We start from the raw sequence: 20060 nt of genomic DNA, 5'->3' as shown, positions 1-20060 counted from the left end.
CTTGTGAACACACGGCCTCAAGTTTGCGGTATAAGGCTTTTTTTCTTATGATAAAGGGACCAGGCATAGAGAGGGATTGAACACATGAAATTAAGCGATTTTTCCATCAAACGACCAGTATTGACCATCGTCACGATGTTGTTGGTCATCATTTTAGGGGCAGTGTCATTTCTCCGCATACCTGTCACCTTGATTCCGGAATTGAATCCGCCGATCGGCGTTGTAGTCACAAACTATCCAGGGGCAAGCCCGACGGAAGTGAACGAAAAAGTAACAAAACCGCTGGAAGAGAGCTTGGCGACATTGCCGGGAATCGAATCAATTCAGTCGAACAGCCAGGAAGGATCCAATTTCATTTTGCTAGAGTTCGGATGGGATACGGATATTGATGATGTCCAGGCGGAAGTTACGCAGCGAATCGACCAGACGCCGATTCCTGACGACTCGAACGACCCCCGGTTTTTGAAGTTCGACCCTTCGCAATTCCCGATTATCCAATTATCTTTGCGCGCCACTGATGCAGAGCAGGATGTCCGGGTCATTGCCGAAGAATTGGAAACACAGCTGCGCCAGACAGATGGTGTAGCGAGCGTAAATGTTTCGGGTTCGTTGATTGAAGATATTTCCATCAAGCTGGATCCGGCAGAATTGGAAGAGCGTGGCTTACAGCAGGCAGATATCGTCCAATTGATTCAAGCGAACAATATTTCCTTGCCGGGCGACCCAATTGAAACGGAAGATGGGCGCAATTTAACGACGCGCATCGTCAGCACGTTGGAAAGTGTGGAAGACATTGAAGACCTGATCGTGACGGTCGACCCGATGTCTGGCGACAATGTTACCGTGGCCGACGTGGCTGAAGTAGCGGTGACAGAACGGGAGACCAATAGCGAAACCCGTGCCAATGAAGAACCTGCTGTTTTGCTGTCAGTGCTTCAGGAGTCTGGAGGCAATACAGCAGACGTCTCTACGGCATTCCAGGAACGCCTCGATGAATTGCTTGCTGAAGAGCGTTTTTCGGCTGTCGAAGCCGATATCCTGTTTGACCAAGGAGATTACGTTAAACTCGCCATCAATAATATCGGTCAGACCCTAATACTCGGTGGCATCTTTGCAATGCTCGTGTTGTTCTTCTTCCTTCGCGGGATCAAGAGCCCGATCATCATCGGTGTCGCGATCCCTTATTCGGTCATCGTGACCTTTGTCTTGATGTTCTTTGCCGATTTCGCTTTGAACATCTTGACGCTCGGTGCTTTGGCGCTCGGCATCGGAATGCTCGTCGATAATGCCATTGTCGTCATCGAAAACATCGAACGGCATCTGGCGATGGGCAAAAAGCCGAAACAAGCGGCATCAGACGGTTCGCGTGAAGTAGCCGGTGCAATCACCGCTTCGACATTGACGACCATTGCCGTCTTCGTGCCGGTCATTTTCATCTCCGGCTTGATTGGGGAGATTTTCTTTGAATTCGCGTTGACGATTTCGTTCAGCTTGATCGCCTCGCTCGCTGTCGCCTTGACCGTCATCCCGATGATGGCTTCAAGGATGCTCGGCCAAAAAGACGGCGTACCAAAGCCGGTGAAGCCAGATTCAAAAGGCGTCCAGCGCTTTGAGAAAAGCGTCTTGTGGGCCTTGCGTCACCGCATCCTGGTGCTCTTGACAGCGCTTGTGTTCCTTGGAATCGGCGCATTTGGCGTTTCCCAAGTGGGCACTGAGTTCCTGCCGGCAACGGATGAAGGCTTTGTCAGCGTAACTGTCGAACTTGAAAACGGTTCTTCAACGTCTGCGACCAATGAAGTGGTCCAGAGCATTGAAGAAGAGCTCAAGGCTCAAGAAGACGTTGATGTGTATGTCAGCTTAATCGGTACGACCCAGCAAGGACAGGCGCAGGGCAGTGCAGAATCCAATACGGCAGAAATTTACGTGAAATTATTGCCGCTAGATGAACGCGATCGCTCGGTTTTTGAATTTGTCGATGATGTACAGCCGCAGGTGCTGGAGAAAATCGGCGACGATGCGCTCGTCAGCTTCAATCTCCAGACAGCTGCCGGCTCTACGCCGAATACATTAAGTTTTACCGTGACCGATACAGACAAGCAGCGCTTAGATGAAGCCGTGGCAGCAATCGATGAAGAGTTGTCGAGTCTGCCGAATGTTGTTGAATTGACGAATGACCGTCAGGAGACCATCGATGAAATCCAGATGACAATCGACCGGGAAGCGGCGACTGAAAACAACCTGGCGCCGGCACAAATTGCCCAGACGGTCAATAATATTACCCGCGGCGTGCTCGCCACACAAGTCATCGATGAACAGGATGAAGTGCTCAGCGTGTTCGTCTCCTATGACGAAGAACAGCGCAACAGTGTAGACAGCTTGCGTGAATTGACGCTTCGAACGCCATCCGGTGCATTCGTCGAGCTGCAGGAACTGGCGGACATCGAAGTTGCACAAGGTCCTGTTTCAATCAGCCGGGTTGACCAAGCGGAAAGTGTATCCTTTACACTGCAGTATCCATCCGACCAGACTTTGGGCGATATGTCGACTGCTGTCGACACAGCTATAGCGGATCTTGATTTGTCAGAACAGACGGAAGTCTCTTTCGGAGGAGATCGAGAGCTGTTCGACGATGCGATCGATGATATGCTGCTCGCGGTCGTATTGGCGATTGTGCTCGTCTACATCGTCATGGCAGCACAGTTTGAATCGTTCAAATATCCATTGGTCATCATGTTCACGGTGCCATTGATGGTCATTGGTGTTTCCATCGCGCTATTTGTGACACAAACACCGATCAGCATTACCGCTGTTATCGGCGTGCTGGTGCTCGTCGGGATTGTCGTCAATAACGGCATCGTGCTTGTCGATTACATCAATCAGCGCAAAGCGGATGGATTAGGTTCCTTTGATGCGATTGTAACGGCAGTCCATGATCGCAGAAGGCCGATCCTGATGACGGCCTTGACGACGATTCTAGGCCTCTTGCCGCTAGCCATTGGCATCGGTGAAGGAACGGAAATCAACCAGCCGATGGGAATTGCTGTCATCGGCGGACTGATCAGTTCGACTTTCTTGTCTTTATATGTCGTGCCAGTCGTCTATAGTTTATTTGACCGGGAAACACGTTTCATGAACAGCAAGAAGAGAAAACAAGCAAAAACCGGAGAATAACCAATCCTGTGCAGAATTATCTGCACAGGATTTTTTTGCATAAGTTTTATGGGCACAGCTATCCATTTTTTAGTAGAATACAGAAAAGGGGTGTGATTGGATGAAGATGATGGTGTTTACCGGGTTTCCGGGGTTTATTGCAACGCGGTTGATGGAAGCGTGCGCCCGAAAAGGGTGGGGCTTGGCGGCAATCGTTCTGCCCAGTGAAATGGAAAAAGCGCAAAAGCAGACACTCAGCATTGAGGGGAAGACAGGCTGCGGGCCGATCCGCTTACTGCCGGGTGATATCACGGTAGAAGGCTTGGCGCTTTCACGAGAAGACCGGTCCTGGCTTAGAAACCAGCAACTCGTCTTTTGGCATTTGGCGGCAATCTACGATTTGGCGGTGCCGGAAGATATTGCGAAAAAAGTCAACATCCTAGGCACTCAAAACGTTAATGATTTAGTGAAAACACTCGATAAACTGGAGCGCTATATGTATTTCAGCACGGCATATATCGCTGGAAAGCGTGAAGGACTGTTGCTCGAAAGTGAACTCATCCGTCCGGAATCATTTAAAAACCATTACGAAGAAACCAAATTTGAAGCAGAACTTCTCGTTGAACAATTGAAAAAGGAAGTGCCGACGACCATCATCCGTCCAGGAATTGTCAGGGGTCATTCCGCAAGTGGCGAAACCTCTAAATTCGATGGGCCCTATTTCTTTTTGAATATGATCGACCGGATGAGGCATTTACCTGCCATTCCATACATCGGACACTCGAACACAGTCATTAACGTCGTGCCTGTCGATTACATCTTGGATGCCACCGTGTATTTGAGCGAACTTAAAAAGGCCGAGTCTGCGACGGTTCATCTAACTGACCCCAATCCTCATCCTGTAGAGGAAGTGTACCGGGCAATGGTCCATGAAATGACCGGGCGTTATCCGAAAGGAAGGATCCCGAAAAAACTGGCGGCTATATCGATGAAGGCACCGGCGATCCGTAAATATCTCGGTGTCGAAGCAGAAACTTTGGATTATATGGACTGGCAAGCGCAATTCGATACGCGAAACGCCCAGTCTTTATTGGAAGGAAGCGGCATCCGCCCGGCGGATTTTCTGGAAACGATTCCGGCAATGGTGGAGTTCTACAACGAACATAAAGAAGACCGCAAATACCACGTGACAATCGCCTAATTGTTTACACTTTCCGTACAAGTGCTATAATACATCTACAGACCAATAATTCGAACTCTCGACAAAGGGGAGTAGCTATAGGGAAACCTATTTCACAGTCGTCAAGACGTGGCTTCTGGCCATCGGTTGTGATAGCGGCATAATTACGACGCTTAGCAAGACCTTTGCCTTTTATTAGGCATGGGTCTTTTTTGTCGGGAAAAAATAGGAGGGAAATTATGGATACTATCTTATTGGAATATGCATGGGTGCTGCTTGTGCTCATCGGGCTGGAAGGTTTGCTCGCTGCAGATAATGCGGTGGTTATGGCTGTCATGGTCAAGCATTTGCCGAAACCCCAGCAGAAAAAGGCCTTGTTCTACGGTTTGGCAGGAGCATTTATCTTCCGTTTTGCAGCTTTGTTCATGATCACATTCTTGGTGAATATCTGGCAGATTCAGGCCCTTGGCGCAGCCTATCTGTTGTTTATCGCGGTCAAGCACATATATGACCAGCGCAAAGGCGAAGAACATACAATAGAACCCGAAACGACAAAAGGATCGGGATTCTGGATGACCGTCTTAAAAGTGGAATTGGCAGATATCGCCTTTGCCATCGACTCAATGCTCGCGGCCGTTGCACTCGCGGTAACATTGCCGCATCTTGGCGATTTTGACATCGGCGGCATCAATGGCGGACAGTTTGGCGTCATGCTTGCAGGTGGGTTGATCGGTGTAATCATCATGCGTTTTGCGGCCCATAAATTCGTCCGGCTGTTGGAGAAATACCCGCAGCTTGAAACGGCGGCATTCGTCGTGGTCGGCTGGGTAGGGGTCAAATTGGTCGTTTTGACCTTATCCCACGACAAACTTGGTGTCTTACCGCATGATTTTCCGCATTCGACGCCGTGGACGATCACGTTCTGGCTTGTGCTTTTAGGCATCGTCTTGACCGGAGTGTTTACAGGCCTTAAAAAGAATAAAGAACAAAACGCTTAATTGAATAAAGATTGGTCGAATAGCCTTGCGGAGCATTTTCTCCGCAGGGCTATTTTTATGCATTCCTTCATTAGTAACGGACACAAACAATCACTGTCACACGAATGTAATACGTAGCAGCCCCCCTCAATCTTCCAAATTCCTGGACTGAAAGCTACAATAGAGAAAATGGAATTGAAATGAGGTGAGTTGCATGCTATTGACTGCTTTGGGCGGTTTGTTTGGATATGGAGCAGAAATGCCCCCTGAAACATTGGTGAAGCTTGCACAACAAGGCGATGAAGAGGCGGAAGAACAATTGATTTCTTCTCATATCCCGTTTGTGAAAAAAACCGCTGCACAAGTATGCAAAAGATTCATCGATGATAATCAGGATGAATTCAGCATTGCGCTCTTGGCATTTCATGAAGCGATACGCCAATATCGTACGGGACATGACGCTTCGTTTTTGACTTTCGCGCATATGGTCATCAGGCGTAGAGTGATCGACCATATCCGGAAAGAAAGCAAACGCCTGGAATTCAGCCACGATTTCACAGCTTCGCCAAATGAAGACCATCATAACCATATCGGCGACCGGGCATCAACGGTTTTTCATACGGAGCAGGAGCAAATAGCCAAGCGGCGTGAAGAGATTTTGCAGTTCGAGGAGATGCTCTCAGAGTTCGGCTTGTCTTTCCGGATGATTGCCAAAGTTTCTCCCGTGCACGAAGATGCAAGGAGAAATGCAATCCAAATTGCTCAATTGGTGGCGGAAACCGATGAATACAAACAATTCTTGCTCGATAAGAAAAAACTTCCGGTCAAGGATATCGAGGAACTTGTCCAGGTCTCAAGAAAAACTATCGAGAGAAACCGGAAATACATAATTGCAATGGCGTTATTGATGACGAGCGAGTTGTATTACTTAAAAGATTATTTAAAGGAGCGGTTGAACTGATGCGAATGCAAAAAGGCATATGTATGGAACTTGATGGAGACCGTTCTGTCTACATGCTTGCAGATGGCAGCTTTGTAACTGGCAGGCCGACAGAGGGCACTCTAGTGGGGGAAGAGGCATATTTTGAAACCGTAGATAATACCTTGAAAAAGCGACGCTTCAAGCCGGTTGCCTTGCCGCTCATTGCGTCGGTTGCAGCGCTGTTTTTGCTAATTTCCACATGGATGCTTCCTGCTGAAGAAGCCTATGGATACGTGCAAGTCGAATCAAACCCGGCCATCGAACTCGGCGTAGATGATGAATGGCATGTCATCTCGCTAAGGGAACTAAATGATGACGGCAAACAATTAATTGCCAAACTGGCAGACTGGGAGAACAAGGAACTCGAAGTAGTTTTAGAAAACGTGCTCGCCTTATCCGTGAATGAAGATACGGAGCATGTAACGATTACTACTGTGCAAGGAGACGAGGAAACGGATGCTACGAACAATGTGGAGAAAATTGCATTGGCGGCATTGTTTGCCGGCAGCAATAAAAACTTGCGGGTGCATTTGAAAGAAGCGAATAAAAAGCAATGGCGCGAGGCAAAAGAACAACAAGTGCCAGTCGCGAAGCTGATCGAAAAAGATCGAACCTTCACATCTCCGCATGAACAAGAGAATGATGTGCAGCCTGCGCAAAATAAAGATGCACAGGAAAAACAAGCCCCAAATAGCCGGAAAGCTCCTTCCAAAGCTGAAGATCCTGCTATTCCAGAGGCTCAACCGAAAAATGAACCTTCATCTTCAGGCAATAATAAAGCGGAAAAAACGCAGAAGCCGGACACTCAGGCAAAGCCTGTCCCAGAAAAGAAAACGAATAACAAACCAAAAGAACCTGCCTCAAAAGCTCCAGCAGCACAAAAACAACCGAAAAAGCCAGAAAAGCCCGAACCTGCCAAACCGAAAAATCCGAACGCTGGCAAAGATAATAACTCCGGGAACTCAAAAGCTGAACCAAAACCGAAAAAAGAAAAGCCTTCTTCCGGGAACAACAAAGCCAAACAGCCGCCAAAAGATAATAAAGGCAAAGGCAGTCCTGTTGATAACAAGCCGGAAGAAAAGAATAGCAAAAACGGCATTTCCAACAGCAACAATAGCGGCAATTCTTCCAAAGCGAATGGGGCAAAAAAAGCAGAACCGAAGGACTTGAAAGCTGAACAGTCTAAACCTCCTGTGAAGAAAAAGGATGCTTCGGATTCACCCAAAGCTGAAGAAAAGAAAACCCCTAAAGCTAAAAAGCAAGTTGAGCAAGATAAGAAGAATCAATGATGCTTTTCTGCGAATAGCGCTTATTCCTTCAGGTCCGCATTCAGCGGAGCAGCCTAAAAGAATAAGCGCTTATTCTGTGGCATTAAAAAATAAGACAGGAAAAGCGGCTCTTTTCCAGTGGAATAGTTACAACGGATGGCGCTTTACAAAAAAGCCCTTTTCTTTTCACTGTACTTTACATAGAATGGGAAGAGAGTCAGTTGCAGAAGGGAATTTTACGCCTATGAATAAATCATTTCAACGTGTCCGAAATCTTACACCTGCACAGGCAATCGTGGCGTATTATTTCGTAGCGATTGCTTTTTCCTTTTTGCTCCTGCGGCTTCCGGGAGTCCTGCAGCCTGGAGTAAGCATGACCTATATCGACACTTTATTCACTGCTGTCAGCGCAGTCAGCGTCACCGGCCTGACGGTCATTGATGTTTCGCAAACCTTATCGGTGTTCGGCATCATCGTATTAATGGTCATCCTTCAATTCGGCGGTATCGGCATTATGTCGATCGGGACGTTTTTCTGGATCCTGCTCGGCAAACGGATTGGGCTCCGTGAGCGCCAATTGATCATGGTCGACCACAACCAGTCGAGCATGTCGGGCGTTGTCAAATTGATCACGGAAATCGTCAAGATCCTGTTGCTGATCGAAGCAATCGGTGCATTGATCTTGACCGTCTATTTCACGCAATACTTCTATACTTTTAGTGAAGCTCTGTTGCACGGCGTCTTCGGGTCAATCACAGCCACGACCAACGGTGGATTCGACATCACCGGCGCCTCCCTGCAGCCTTATGTCGACGACTATTTCGTCCAGATCGTCAATATGCTGTTGATCATCCTTGGGGCGATCGGGTTTCCCGTGCTGATCGAATTGAAGGAGTTTTTGTCGAATGAGACGAAGAATTTCCGCTTTTCGTTGTTCACTAAAATTACGACAAGCATTTTCGGGATGCTTCTTGTTGTCGGGACGGTCGGCATCTTGATCTTGGAGTCGGTCAATGCGTTTAAAGGGATGTCTTGGCATCAAACCTTTTTCGGGGCGCTATTCCATTCGGTGTCATCTCGCTCCGGCGGTTTGGTCACCATTGACATTACGCAGTTCAGTGACGCGACCAATGTGTTCATGAGCGCGCTCATGTTCATCGGGGCCTCGCCAAGTTCAGCGGGGGGCGGCATCCGGACGACCACTTTCGCGATTGCCATCCTGTTTTTGATCAATTTTGCGAGAGGCAAGAACACGATTCAGATCTTTAACCGTGAAATTGAATTGATCGACGTATTCCGATCATTTGCCGTTTTGTTCCTTGCAGGCACAATGGTCATTGTTGCGACGATGCTATTGATCATCACCGAACCGAACGCATCCATTGTGGAGATTCTCTTTGAGATCACTTCAGCGTTCGGTACGTGCGGTATGTCGCTCGGGCTGACGAGTGAATTATCCTCAATCGGCAAAGTGATCGTCATGGTCCTGATGTTCATCGGTCGGGTCGGCTTGATTTCCTTCCTGTTCACGATCGGCGGCAAGACAGACCCGACGAAATTCCATTATCCGAAAGAACGTGTCATCATCGGCTAAGTCGGCTTAGCGTGCTATTCGGCTGTTAAAGGGATATAATTAAAGTAATCGAGTAATCATAGCGGAAATGAGTGAACGAAAATGAATGAAGACATCAAGCAGTCGTTGAAACTGTTTATCGTTTTGTCCCGTGCGCATAAAGCGATTTCGGAACAAACCAATCAATTTTTCCAGGAGAATGGCGTCAATCCGACAGAGTTTGCCGTGTTGGAGCTGCTCTACCATAAAGGGCGCCAGCCACTGCAGAAAATCGGCGGGAAAATCCTGCTGGCCAGCGGGTCGATCACTTATGTCATCGACAAGCTGGAAAAACGCGGGTTTATCACGCGCGTCAATTGTCCGACAGACCGCCGCATCACTTATGCGGAAATTACGGAAGAAGGCAAGACATTCATGGCAGACATTTTCCCGGCACACGAGCAAAAGCTTCACGAACTGACGGCAGCTTTATCATCGGAAGAAAAAGAGCAGGCCATCGAATTGATGAAGAAAATCGGCTTGTCGATCAAAGACTTGTCCTATTGAAAAAAGATCCTCCGCTTGGGAGGATCTTTTTTTATTTCTGCACACGTTCGATCGTTTGGGCCATTTGGATGAAATCGTCCCTCGCTTCGACGGTGCTATGGTCGAAGATCGTCACACGAACCACGATATTATCGGATTCGAAGGCGATTCCGGTTACGTGGCCTTCAGCCGTTTCCACTTCATAGGCGGCTGAATTGCTGAATGCGGAGCTATCATAGTCTGTGAACTCAGCCAGTTCAGCGTCAGGGTTGGAGGCCTGGACAGTATCTTGTGTATTGCTAACCAGCTCATCGAAATCGATATCACTTGGATAATAAGTTTCAACACGCATGAAGATGGCATCGTTTTCCTGCAGGAAGATGACGTCGCGGTTCGGTTCTTCTGCAGTGAACTCATAGCCATCCAGCACATAAAGCTGATAAGCCTGGTTATCGCTCATCGTCAGCTCGCCTTCAGAAGTCTCGCTATGTTCGTTGCCGGAACTAGCTTCAGGCTCTTCAGGTGCTTCTTCAGGCGTTTCCATGTCTTGTGTCGTGTCGCTGCTTTCTTCCTCAGTGGTCTCGGCTGGTTCCGTCTCAGGCTCTTCTCCTGCAAGGTCTGCAGTTCCGCAGCCTGTAAGCAGAATCCCGGCGGTGAGGATAGCTGGAATGAATAAGGCATTCTTTTTCATAATTTGAATTCCTCCTTCCAATTTCCCAATTAGACGGGCAGAAGGAGGGAATGTTTCAAACTATTCGATAGGCGCCGGGTTTTGAAATCACCGACCATTTTAAATCGGCAGTGGCATGATAATGAACAGGAGGACCAAGACCATCAAATGAGTGATGATCAAAAGAGGCATGCTGCGTTTCCATTCATACAGGATGCCGAGTAATGCCCCTGCCACAATGCCTGCCACAATACTTGGCCAAAAGCCGCTGAAGGCAAGCGCGATGCCGAATAAGAGGGATGAACCTAAAATGGCGAACGGCAGTTTCATGTATTTTTTCAATTGCTGTTGGATATAGCCTCGCCAAAAGAGTTCTTCACCTGGAACGATGACAAACATCAATAATAGGTAATGCCAGATGCTTGTAGGGGCGAACAGGGTTTGCATGGCGGTGACGGGGCCTTCCACATTGAGCGGAAGGATATCGAAGAATAGATAACCGAACGCCAGGAAGGCATAGATCATCCCCCCGAACAAGGTACCGTACACTAGTGATTTCCAGGTTTTCATTTCATCGAATACAGCGTAATTGATAAGTGCAATCGACATCAGCACCAGAATGGCAAATGTATACATATACCAGAAGATGGCTGTATTTTCGAAAGCTAGATGGTACAAATAAAGCGAAAGCGGCAATAGCCAAATAAGCGTATGGCGCTTTAATAGAGTAAGCATAGAAAAATCCTCCTAAAATCAACAAAGGCTGCCCGGATTGGGGGCAAAGCGCAATGTGGCTGGACGGGTATGGTTTCGTCCGTATAGTATTATAACAGAAGGGTTTTAACAACACGAAAGGAAAGGAGAACATTTCATGACTGATTATGCGAACGAACTGGAGCGATTGAAAAATGGCGAGATCGACACGCTGGATATTCCAAAAGACGAATTTTTTGAGTTCCGCAAGATATTGACTGAACGGGAAGACTTTAAACATTTTCGGGGGACGGCATTCCATCACGGCAAGACGCAATATGAATATACGGTAGAACCGTCCAAATAAAGTCGCAACATGATGAGGCGGCGCCGGAAAATCATGTAATGAAATTTTTTTTGAGAAAAAGGTTTATCCTATGTTTGGAGGGGGCATAGTATACTTGAACACAGCAACATTCTCATTTCCCCCTTTTGTGGTCGGCCCTTTATGGACCGGCCTTTTTTTTATGCCAAAAAAGAAGAATGAATAGACTGATGATTTTTGCTATTATGGAAATATAAAGGAGGCAATCAAATGAAAATTGGATTTATCGGTACCGGGGTCATGGGCAATAGCATCGGACGCCATTTGCTGGAGGGCGGCCATGAACTTTCCGTATTTACGAGAACGGCCAAGAAAGCTGAGGATTTACTGGAACAAGGCGCATCCTGGGAAAACAATCCGAAGGAACTGGCGGCAGATGCGGAAGTGATCTTTACGATGGTCGGATACCCATCGGACGTGCAGGAAATCTATTTCGGGGAAAACGGCTTGTTGGCAAATGCCGTCGAAGGAACGGTGCTTATCGACTTGACTACTTCCCAGCCAAAGCTGGCGCAGGAAATTGCAGACGCTGCACGCGCTAAAGGCTTGCATGCCCTGGATGCGCCAGTCTCTGGAGGGGACATAGGCGCCAAGAATGCAGTGCTGTCTGTCATGGTCGGCGGCGAAGAAGAGGTTTTCAATCGCTTGCTTCCGCTGTTTCGTTTGTTTGCGGGCAATATCATTCTGCAAGGGCCGGCGGGTTCCGGACAGCATACAAAGATGTGCAACCAGATCAATATCGCCAATAATATGCTGGGGGTCTGTGAATCTCTTATATACGCGAAAAAAGCAGGGCTCGATCCCGAGAACGTATTGCGCTCCATTTCAGCTGGTGCAGCCGGATCTTGGTCCTTGTCGAATTTAGCCCCGAAAATGATCGAAGGCGATTTCCGTCCAGGATTTTACATCAAGCATTTCATCAAGGATATGAAAATAGCGGTAGAGGAATCCGAGCGATGGGGCCTGGACCTTCCAGGGCTGAAATTATCACTCGGGATTTATGAGGAATTGGAACGTGCAGGAGATGGGGACCTAGGCACCCAAGCATTGATCCGCCATTTCGATTTTGCGGAAAAATAAGCACAAAAAAACCGGCAGTACAGGACCGACGGCCGGCTCAATCAAAATAGGATTTTTTCGGTGAATAGAAACGATTCATTTCTTTCGGTTCGTAGCGTTTGGAAAAAGCCGAGATAGCGGGCTTTTTATCCGGCGCCTCCAGCCCGGTGTAATTTTGAAGCAATTCTTTTGCATGTTTCAAGTTCATGCGGCTCGGTGGATTGCGATAGGATTCATCCAAGTCTCCAAAATGCTCAAGCGAATGGAAATCTTCCTTTTTGGGGAGCATGTGGAAATAATAATTGCCGCATTTCACGAGGACAGATGATTGTTGTTGGCTTTTTCGGGGGTTTTTACTGAAGTGCAGGCCCAGTTTTTGTGCCCGTTTTTGTTGAATCATCAGATTCAATGCTTGCTTTTTTAATGCATACAGAAATTGATTATCAGGAGCAGTCTTAGCGTGGCGGTTGACAGTGAAAATAGCTTGTGCGATTTCCGAATCTTTCGTCGTTTGGGACATGGGCTCATTCCTTTCGCAATAGTGGATTGATCAGTCTTTGTTCATCATATCAAAATTTTCAGTCACTGTACATAAACCGAATCCAGTGCCGAACTGCAGGAAATGATCCAAAAAAAGGGGATGTTGAGATGTTGAGTGAACAAACAATAATCGTGACCGGAGGCTCCAGTGGGATGGGCTTTCATATGGCAGAAAAATTTGCCTCTGAAGGAGCAAACGTCATCATTACAGGGCGGGATATGGAAAAATTGAATGAGTCATTGACGAAATTGTCCGGGCTGCGGGGACAGGCGGAAGCGTTCCAGATGGACGTGCGTGAACCTGAACATGCCAAGGCGATGGTCAATTTCGCGCATGAGAAATTCGGTCAGATCGATGGCCTTGTTAATAACGCGGCGGGGAATTTCATCGTCCATGCAGAAAAATTATCACCGAATGGATGGCGCTCTGTTATTGATATCGTCTTGAATGGGACTTTCTTTTGTTCTCATGCCGTCGGCAATTATTGGATTGAAAATGGCACAAAGGGGAATATACTTAATATGCTGGCAACGTATGCCTGGAATGCCGGAGCCGGCGTCGCTCATTCCGCCGCCGCTAAAGCGGGCGTCATGTCGCTGACCCGAACGCTCGCAGTTGAATGGGGCACTCAATACGGCATCCGTGTCAACGGGATCGCTCCTGGCCCGATCGAACGCACTGGGGGCGCAGATAAACTTTTCGAATCTCAAGAAGCGATGCAGCGGACCTTGAAATCTGTTCCTTTAGGCCGGCTTGGAAAACCGGAAGAAGTAGCAGATCTGGCAGCGTTCATCATGTCAGAGAAAGCGGCTTATATGAATGGAGAAATCGTGACCTTAGACGGTGGACAGTGGTTGAATAAATTCCCTTTTTAAGCCAAAACACCCAATTAAATAGTTTCGGGAATCGTGTTATGTTATGATGTAATCGAAGTGTTTCGGCATCAGACCATGCGATGCAAAAGGAGTAGAGCACATGATTTCATTACCGAGCAAAGATTTTCTTGAAACCCCGATCGAAGAATTTGTCATCTCGTCCGAAAAAGTAGCACATGTCCAAATCGGCAATAGTGCCGAGCATGCTTTATTGGTTTTGACGAAGACCGGCTATTCAGCCATCCCGGTTTTGGATGCGAAGTACCGGTTTCACGGCTTGATTAATGCCCAGCGCATCACAGACGCCATTCTTGGAATGGACCATATAGAGTATGAGAAACTTGGCGATATTCGAGTCGAAGAGATTATGCAGACCGACCTGCCGCTGATCCATTTGAATGACCGCTTCCAAAGAGCTTTGGATCTGGTGATCGACCAGAATTTCCTTTGTGTAGTGGATGACGATGGAATGTTCATGGGGATTTTGACAAGACGGATTGTCTTGAAGCAATTGAAAAAACAACTTTACCAGTTCAAACGATAATTACCCTGAAAAAGGTCTCATCCATTGAGGCCTTTTTTTCTGCTGGTTGAAAGAAGGGATCACTATGGAACAAACGAAACGCCCGCTCATCTTGATTGCGGTCATGCTGGCGATGTTCGTTTCTGCAGTTGAGGCGACCATTGTCTCGACCGCGATGCCGAGCATTGCTGCAGATCTCGGCGGGTTTTCGAAATACAGTTGGGTATTTTCCGCTTATTTGCTGATGAGCACGGTGACGGTGCTGTTATATGGGAAATTAGCTGATCTTGTGGGCAGGAAAGCGGTTTTCACTTTCGGCATGCTGCTGTTTTTAATTGGCTCCTTGTTATGCGGTTTAGCGGATTCGATGGAGCAGTTGATCGCCTTCCGCTTTATCCAAGGGGCGGGAGCGGGAGCTATCATGCCAATCGCGTCGACGATCGTGGGGGATATTTATTCTCCTGAAGAACGGGCGAAGATCCAAGGATATTTGTCCAGCGTCTGGGGCATCTCGGCCATCGCCGGCCCTGCCATCGGCGGTGTTTTGGTAGCGACCATCGGCTGGCAATACGTATTTTGGGTCAACTTGCCGCTCGGGATTTTGTCGCTGCTCGGCATCTTGGTTTATTTGAAAGAACCGGTGCGCATGAAGCGGGCGAAAGTCGATTACAGAGGGGCCTTGTTTTTGACGATTGCACTTAGCAGCGTCTTGTATCTGCTTATCGAAGGAGGCGTGTCTTTTGGCTGGCTTTCGGCTCCTTCTTATTTGCTTGCCATTATCGGCGCTTTGTTCATGTTCTGGTTTGTCAAAGCAGAACGCGCGTCGAGTGATCCGATGATGCCGTTTGAAATATGGCAAAACCGCGCGATTCTCTATGCGAATTTGGTTTCGCTCGCAACAGGGATTATATTGATCGGCATTTCCAGTTATCTGCCGGCTTATGTGACCGGTGTCATGGAACAGCCAGCAGCCATTGCCGGCTTCACGTTGACGACAATGTCGATCGGATGGCCGATCGCTTCTGTCCTGTCAGGAAGGCTCTTGATCAGCATCGGCTATTTCCGCACCTCGCTTCTTGGTGGCTCGTTCCTTCTTATCGGAACGGCGTTGTTTGTAACGATGCAGCCGGGGTTCGGTCCGCTATGGGCAGGGATGTCGAGTTTCTTCGTCGGTGTCGGCATGGGATTGACCAGCACCGCCTTTATTGTCTCGATCCAATCCGCAGTGTCCTATGATAAGCGGGGAGCGGCAACCGCTTCTAATATGTTCATGCGCAACCTTGGCAGCACGATCGGCGTAGCGCTTCTCGGCAGCATATTGAACAGCTCGCTATTGAACCGGCTGGACGATTCAAGCAATTTATCGCTGGAATCCGTCAACTCGATTTTAAGCATCGATAGCCGAGTGCAGTTGCCGGAAGCGGATAAGCTGGTGTTGCAGGAAGCTTTGGCTTTCGGGCTGCGCAATGTATACAGCATTGCATTTCTCTGCGCTTTGGTCAGTTTCCTGCTGATTTTCGGATTGCGCGGATTAAAAGGAGTGAAACCGGATGTCAAATGAAGAAATGATCATTAAAGTACTCGCTGAAGAAGGCAATATGCGAAAAGCGGCAGAGCGGCTTTTCTTGTCGCAGCCTGCCTTGTCCCAGCGGCTGCAATCGATTGAAAAGGAGTGGGGCCAGCAATTGTTCGTGCGCTCACAAAAAGGGCTGACGCCGACGCCAGCTGGTGAATTGGTTATTCAGTACGCAAAGGAAGCGGTAATACGCCGGGAAGAGATTTTCGAACAGCTGCATACCTTAAGTGAAAAAGTGCATGGCACCTTGAAGATCGCCTGTGCGTCGATCATCGGCCAAAACTGGCTTCCAAAAGTGTTGAAAGATTTCATTACCCTGTATCCGGAAGCGAAAGTGCAATTGATCACCGGTTGGAGCTCTGAAATTGTCCGTGCCCTGTACGACGGCGAAGCCCATATCGGCATCGTCCGGGGACAGACAGACTGGAAAGGCCCGAAGATCCATTTATTTAAAGACACTTTGTACTTGGTCGACAAAGAAATCAGTTCGCTGGAAGAAGTGATGAAGACTGAACGGCCGTTTATCCAATTTAAAAGCGATTCGACCTATTATGAAGAAATTCAGCAATGGTGGCAAAAGCATTTCGCTTCCAACCCGAAACGCCAAATCACGGTGGACCAAATCGAAACGTGCAAGCAGATGGCAGTCAATGGCATCGGCTATGCGATTTTGCCCTCGATTACCTTGACAGGGGCAGAAGATGTTCACACGATGCCGCTGACGAATAGTGAACAGGAACTGGAGTTGACACGGGATACGTGGCTGATCGGCTATGAATCGTCTTTCCAGTTGCGACAGGTCGAGGCATTTGTCGATATTGTCAAAAAACATGCCACTCTGTTAAGCTAAAGGATGTATTATTATACTGAATCAGATATAATAACACCATTACACGAGAGAAAGAGGTTTTGATCAATGGAACAAATGGATGCAAATCAAATTATTTCGTACATACAGAATGCGAAGAAATCGACGCCTGTAAAAGTATATGTCAAAGGTGAAGGCGTAGCTGCGCTTGATTTTGGCGAAGGCTCGAAAGTATTTGGAGAAGGCAATCATGCAACAGTATTCGGCGAATGGGCTGAAGTGGAGAAGGCACTAGAGCAGCACGCTTCAGTCATCGAAGATTCCGTAGTGGAAAACGATCGCAGAAACTCAGCGATCCCGATGCTTGACTTGAAGAACATCAATTCGCGGATCGAACCTGGTGCGTTTATCCGCGAGAACGTGGAAATCGGCAGCAACTGCATCATCATGATGGGCGCTGTCATCAATATCGGTTCTGTCATCGGCGATGGCACGATGATCGACATGGGCGTCATCATGGGCGGCCGCGCGACAGTCGGGAAAAACTGCCATATCGGTGCTGGCGCTGTACTTGCTGGCGTAATCGAGCCTGCATCTGCTACACCGGTAATCGTTGAGGACGATGTCATGATCGGCGCGAACGCAGTCGTATTGGAAGGCGTCCGCATCGGCAAAGGCTCCGTCGTCGCAGCAGGCGCTGTCGTCATCGAAGATGTGCCTGAAAACGCAGTTGTCGGCGGCACGCCAGCACGTGTGTTGAAGCTAATGGATGAAAAAACCCGTTCGAAAACGGAAATCAAGCAAGAACTTCGCCAGCTGTAAGAGGCCTTCCTATGGATCTTATTCAAATCAGGAGAGAACTGCATGAAATTCCAGAAATCGGGTTTCAGGAATTCAAAACACAAAGTTACTTAATAGACATCATTTCCAAAATGGCCCCAGACCGCATCGAGCTGGTTGAATGGCGCACAGGACTCGTGGTCAAAGTCAAGGGCAGGTCGCCTGAGAAAACAATCGGTTGGCGCACGGATATCGACGGTTTGCCGATCCTTGAAGAAACCGCATTGCCGTTTTCCTCACGCCATGAAGGGTTCATGCATGCCTGTGGGCACGATATCCATATGGCAGTCGCGCTCGGCTTGCTGGAACAGTTGGTTGAACATCCGCTTGATAACGATGCAGTGATCTTGTTCCAACCTGCAGAAGAGGGGCCGGGCGGCGCACAGCCGCTCTTGGCATGGCTTGAAAAAGAGCGTCCGGATCTCTTGCCGGATGAACTTTTTGCCTTGCACATTGCACCTGAACTGCCGGTCGGCACTGTCGCGACGAAACCTGGTCTTCTCTTTGCCAACACATCGGAATTGTTCATCGATCTGCACGGCAAAGGCGGCCATGCCGCATACCCGCATCAGACGCGCGATATGGCCGTGGCAGCAGCGGCTTTATTGATGCAATTGCAGACAGTCGTCAGCCGCAATGTCGACCCGATGGATTCGGCCGTTTTGACGGTCGGGAAAATGTCTGCGGGCACTGTGCAAAACATTATCGCTGAACGGGCACGACTGGAAGGGACAATCCGCACCTTGACACCTGAGTCGATGGAAAGCGTAAAAAAACGCGTTGAATTGCTGTGCCGGTCGATCGAAGAAGGCTATGAATGCCAAGTGTCGATCGATTACGGGGCGAACTATCGCCAAGTGGACAATGATGAACAGCTTGCCGAGTCATTTTTGCGCTATGCACAGGATGTTCCGGACATACAAGCTGTGCGCAGTAAATCCGCCATGACGGGTGAAGATTTCGGCTATTTCACCGAAAGGCTGCCGGCTTTGATGTTTTGGGCAGGGGCCGGAGCGGAGTATGGCCTGCACCATTCAAAACTGATGCCGGACGAGAGAATCTTATCGTTCATGCCACGATTCATTTATGATTATTTCAAGCAACGATAAAAAGAAGCGAGACGCCATAGCGGCGTCTCGCTTCTTTGCATTTAGATTAATCTATGAATCAGGTACTGCGGCTTTCCTGCAGTAGCTCTTTTTTTCTCGCCGACCAGTTAAAGGCGATGAAGAAGCAGACGAGTAGGATGAAGGTTCCTGTAATGTACGGGAAGCTCATGTCGATGTCGAAGAGAATCCCGGCAAGCGCAGGCCCGATCATATTGCCGAGGCTCATGTAAGCATTGTTCATCCCAGCCGCATATCCTTGCGAGTCGCCGGCGAGTTTTGAAATGAGCGTGTTGATTGCCGGGCGCAGGAGGGAGGCGGCTGTGAAAAAGACAGCTGCCACGAATAGAATCGTCCAGAATGTATTGACGAAGAGAATGCCGATCATGGCAGCGGCTGAAATGAGCAGATTGACGAGGATGACGCGCATCTCACCGAAACGCTTGAACAAACTGTCGATGACGAAAGTTTGGACGATGACGCCGACAAAGCCGCCGACAGTGATGACAACCGAGATTTCTTTCGGTGTGAATTGGAATTGCTTATCGACATACAAGGCGATTGTCGACTGGAAATTTGACAGCCCGAATGCAAAGATGAACATCACCAGCAGCATGACGAAATACGGTGTGTAGACAGAACGTTTCATCTGCTGGTATAAATTTTCTCGTTTATAATCCACAGCCTGCACCGCTGGTTTGACATTCGGCAAGGCGAAGAAGGAGAGCAAAGCGGACAGCAAAGCGACAGAGGTCGCGACATAAAACGGGAATTGCAGGCTAACTTCAGAGAGGAAGCCGCCGATACCCGGCCCGATCATGAAACCGAGAGACATCGAAGCGCCGAGCAATCCCATTCCTTTGCCGCGTTCTTCGTAAGTTGTGATATCGGCTACAAATGCCATCATCGGCGGGATCAGGAATGCGCCGCCGACGCCGCTGAAGAAGCGTGCGAGATAGAGGACCCATAATTCGGTTGCCATGCCGAAGAGCAGCTGCGACAAGCCGAATACGACCAGTCCGAAAATGATCAAGTTCTTGCGCCCGTATTTATCGGAGAGTTCTCCGGAAATCGGCGAAAATAGAAATTGGGCAAAAGCGAAAGTGGCGATCAAGGTACCGAGCGCTTGGCCTGCGACACCGAATGTTTCCAGATAAGCGGGCATGATCGGGATGATGAGGCCAATTCCGCTCATGGCGATGAACATATTGAACATGAGTATATATAAGGCGAATTTAGTTGATTTGACGGCCATGAGGCTAACCTTCCCTCGTTTTTATTTCGTGTGGCTAAATTTTGGTGTTATGAACTTATTTACTATACCTTATT

19 protein-coding genes are annotated in these 20060 nt (G+C 48.4%); 15 read left to right on the top strand and 4 right to left on the bottom strand.

The window, feature by feature from the left end; translation table 11 throughout:
* The first annotated feature begins 84 nt into the window (after window positions 1-84).
* The 7 genes from DFR62_RS02235 to DFR62_RS02205 all read left to right on the top strand — a co-directional run bounded on the left by DFR62_RS02235 (window position 85) and on the right by DFR62_RS02205 (window position 9676).
* Window positions 85-3171 (top strand): efflux RND transporter permease subunit, encoded by a 3087-nt coding sequence (locus tag DFR62_RS02235; RefSeq protein WP_121297834.1) that lies wholly within the window; start codon window positions 85-87, stop codon window positions 3169-3171.
* Window positions 3172-3271: 100 nt separating this feature from the next.
* Entirely contained in the window at window positions 3272-4351 is a 1080-nt protein-coding gene (locus DFR62_RS02230) for an SDR family oxidoreductase (protein ID WP_121297833.1), read from the top strand.
* Window positions 4352-4569: 218 nt separating this feature from the next.
* Window positions 4570-5328, top strand: coding sequence for a TerC family protein (locus DFR62_RS02225; protein WP_121297832.1), 759 nt, complete (start codon window positions 4570-4572; stop codon window positions 5326-5328).
* 193 nt (window positions 5329-5521) lie between these two features.
* Window positions 5522-6268, top strand: a complete 747-nt coding sequence (gene sigI, locus DFR62_RS02220) for an RNA polymerase sigma-I factor (protein ID WP_121297831.1) — start codon at window positions 5522-5524, stop codon at window positions 6266-6268.
* 23 nt (window positions 6269-6291) lie between these two features.
* Window positions 6292-7578, top strand: a complete 1287-nt coding sequence (locus DFR62_RS02215) for an anti-sigma-I factor RsgI family protein (protein ID WP_135449529.1) — start codon at window positions 6292-6294, stop codon at window positions 7576-7578.
* Window positions 7579-7801: 223 nt separating this feature from the next.
* Entirely contained in the window at window positions 7802-9151 is a 1350-nt protein-coding gene (locus DFR62_RS02210) for a TrkH family potassium uptake protein (RefSeq protein ID WP_121297829.1), read from the top strand.
* 81 nt (window positions 9152-9232) lie between these two features.
* Window positions 9233-9676 (top strand): MarR family winged helix-turn-helix transcriptional regulator, encoded by a 444-nt coding sequence (locus DFR62_RS02205; RefSeq protein ID WP_121297828.1) that lies wholly within the window; start codon window positions 9233-9235, stop codon window positions 9674-9676.
* A gap of 31 nt (window positions 9677-9707) precedes the next feature.
* On the opposite strand, the gene DFR62_RS02200 is transcribed toward DFR62_RS02205, so the two are convergent.
* Together DFR62_RS02200 and DFR62_RS02195 are read right to left on the bottom strand one after the other, a co-directional pair.
* Complete coding sequence (locus tag DFR62_RS02200) at window positions 9708-10346, bottom strand: hypothetical protein (protein ID WP_121297827.1); 639 nt, start codon at window positions 10344-10346, stop codon at window positions 9708-9710.
* 99 nt (window positions 10347-10445) lie between these two features.
* Window positions 10446-11060: a CPBP family intramembrane glutamic endopeptidase gene (locus tag DFR62_RS02195; protein ID WP_121297826.1), complete on the bottom strand. Its 615-nt coding sequence runs from the start codon at window positions 11058-11060 to the stop codon at window positions 10446-10448.
* A 136-nt stretch (window positions 11061-11196) separates the two neighbouring features.
* On the opposite strand from DFR62_RS02195, the gene DFR62_RS02190 reads away from it, so the two are divergent.
* Entirely contained in the window at window positions 11197-11385 is a 189-nt protein-coding gene (locus tag DFR62_RS02190; RefSeq protein WP_121297825.1) for a hypothetical protein, read from the top strand.
* 228 nt (window positions 11386-11613) lie between these two features.
* Window positions 11614-12483, top strand: a complete 870-nt coding sequence (locus DFR62_RS02185) for an NAD(P)-dependent oxidoreductase (protein ID WP_121297824.1) — start codon at window positions 11614-11616, stop codon at window positions 12481-12483.
* A 37-nt stretch (window positions 12484-12520) separates the two neighbouring features.
* Here DFR62_RS02185 and DFR62_RS02180 read toward each other — a convergent pair whose 3' ends face one another.
* Window positions 12521-12982, bottom strand: a complete 462-nt coding sequence (locus DFR62_RS02180) for a YkyB family protein (RefSeq protein ID WP_121297823.1) — start codon at window positions 12980-12982, stop codon at window positions 12521-12523.
* Between the two features lie 128 nt (window positions 12983-13110).
* Here DFR62_RS02180 and fadH point away from each other — a divergent pair, with 128 nt between their 5' ends.
* From fadH to DFR62_RS02150, 6 genes are all read left to right on the top strand, one after another.
* Window positions 13111-13878: a 2,4-dienoyl-CoA reductase gene (fadH, locus tag DFR62_RS02175; protein ID WP_121297822.1), complete on the top strand. Its 768-nt coding sequence runs from the start codon at window positions 13111-13113 to the stop codon at window positions 13876-13878.
* 100 nt (window positions 13879-13978) lie between these two features.
* A complete protein-coding gene (gene cbpB, locus DFR62_RS02170; protein WP_058383441.1) occupies window positions 13979-14422 on the top strand; it encodes a cyclic-di-AMP-binding protein CbpB in 444 nt (147 codons plus the stop codon).
* 64 nt (window positions 14423-14486) lie between these two features.
* A complete protein-coding gene (locus tag DFR62_RS02165) occupies window positions 14487-15962 on the top strand; it encodes an MDR family MFS transporter (RefSeq protein WP_121297821.1) in 1476 nt (491 codons plus the stop codon).
* Complete coding sequence (locus DFR62_RS02160) at window positions 15952-16827, top strand: LysR family transcriptional regulator (RefSeq protein WP_121297820.1); 876 nt, start codon at window positions 15952-15954, stop codon at window positions 16825-16827. Before DFR62_RS02165 ends, DFR62_RS02160 begins: the two co-directional genes overlap by 11 nt.
* Before the next feature lie 66 nt (window positions 16828-16893).
* Complete coding sequence (dapD, locus tag DFR62_RS02155) at window positions 16894-17607, top strand: 2,3,4,5-tetrahydropyridine-2,6-dicarboxylate N-acetyltransferase (RefSeq protein WP_112231247.1); 714 nt, start codon at window positions 16894-16896, stop codon at window positions 17605-17607.
* A gap of 11 nt (window positions 17608-17618) precedes the next feature.
* Window positions 17619-18734: an N-acetyldiaminopimelate deacetylase gene (locus tag DFR62_RS02150; RefSeq protein WP_121297819.1), complete on the top strand. Its 1116-nt coding sequence runs from the start codon at window positions 17619-17621 to the stop codon at window positions 18732-18734.
* A 58-nt stretch (window positions 18735-18792) separates the two neighbouring features.
* On the opposite strand, the gene DFR62_RS02145 is transcribed toward DFR62_RS02150, so the two are convergent.
* Complete coding sequence (locus tag DFR62_RS02145; RefSeq protein ID WP_121297818.1) at window positions 18793-19986, bottom strand: MFS transporter; 1194 nt, start codon at window positions 19984-19986, stop codon at window positions 18793-18795.
* Between the last annotated feature and the right edge of the window lie 74 nt (window positions 19987-20060).

The sequence above is a fragment of the Planococcus citreus genome (assembly GCF_003664125.1).
GTDB classification, from domain to species: Bacteria; Bacillota; Bacilli; order Bacillales_A; family Planococcaceae; genus Planococcus; species Planococcus citreus.
Note: the sequence above shows the minus strand (reverse complement) of the source record. Positions and strands in the feature narration are given on the sequence as shown.

Bases quoted from the DNA above. Each gene is read 5' to 3' on its own strand.
- DFR62_RS02235 (WP_121297834.1), top strand. From the start codon at position 85: ATGAAATTAAGCGATTTTTCCATCAAACGACCAGTATTGACCATCGTC.
- DFR62_RS02230 (WP_121297833.1), top strand. From the start codon at position 3,272: ATGAAGATGATGGTGTTTACCGGGTTTCCGGGGTTTATTGCAACGCGG.
- DFR62_RS02225 (WP_121297832.1), top strand. From the start codon at position 4,570: ATGGATACTATCTTATTGGAATATGCATGGGTGCTGCTTGTGCTCATC.
- sigI (WP_121297831.1), top strand. From the start codon at position 5,522: ATGCTATTGACTGCTTTGGGCGGTTTGTTTGGATATGGAGCAGAAATG.
- DFR62_RS02215 (WP_135449529.1), top strand. From the start codon at position 6,292: ATGGAACTTGATGGAGACCGTTCTGTCTACATGCTTGCAGATGGCAGC.
- DFR62_RS02210 (WP_121297829.1), top strand. From the start codon at position 7,802: ATGAATAAATCATTTCAACGTGTCCGAAATCTTACACCTGCACAGGCA.
- DFR62_RS02205 (WP_121297828.1), top strand. From the start codon at position 9,233: ATGAATGAAGACATCAAGCAGTCGTTGAAACTGTTTATCGTTTTGTCC.
- DFR62_RS02200 (WP_121297827.1), bottom strand. From the start codon at position 10,346: ATGAAAAAGAATGCCTTATTCATTCCAGCTATCCTCACCGCCGGGATT.
- DFR62_RS02195 (WP_121297826.1), bottom strand. From the start codon at position 11,060: ATGCTTACTCTATTAAAGCGCCATACGCTTATTTGGCTATTGCCGCTT.
- DFR62_RS02190 (WP_121297825.1), top strand. From the start codon at position 11,197: ATGACTGATTATGCGAACGAACTGGAGCGATTGAAAAATGGCGAGATC.
- DFR62_RS02185 (WP_121297824.1), top strand. From the start codon at position 11,614: ATGAAAATTGGATTTATCGGTACCGGGGTCATGGGCAATAGCATCGGA.
- DFR62_RS02180 (WP_121297823.1), bottom strand. From the start codon at position 12,982: ATGTCCCAAACGACGAAAGATTCGGAAATCGCACAAGCTATTTTCACT.
- fadH (WP_121297822.1), top strand. From the start codon at position 13,111: ATGTTGAGTGAACAAACAATAATCGTGACCGGAGGCTCCAGTGGGATG.
- cbpB (WP_058383441.1), top strand. From the start codon at position 13,979: ATGATTTCATTACCGAGCAAAGATTTTCTTGAAACCCCGATCGAAGAA.
- DFR62_RS02165 (WP_121297821.1), top strand. From the start codon at position 14,487: ATGGAACAAACGAAACGCCCGCTCATCTTGATTGCGGTCATGCTGGCG.
- DFR62_RS02160 (WP_121297820.1), top strand. From the start codon at position 15,952: ATGTCAAATGAAGAAATGATCATTAAAGTACTCGCTGAAGAAGGCAAT.
- dapD (WP_112231247.1), top strand. From the start codon at position 16,894: ATGGAACAAATGGATGCAAATCAAATTATTTCGTACATACAGAATGCG.
- DFR62_RS02150 (WP_121297819.1), top strand. From the start codon at position 17,619: ATGGATCTTATTCAAATCAGGAGAGAACTGCATGAAATTCCAGAAATC.
- DFR62_RS02145 (WP_121297818.1), bottom strand. From the start codon at position 19,986: ATGGCCGTCAAATCAACTAAATTCGCCTTATATATACTCATGTTCAAT.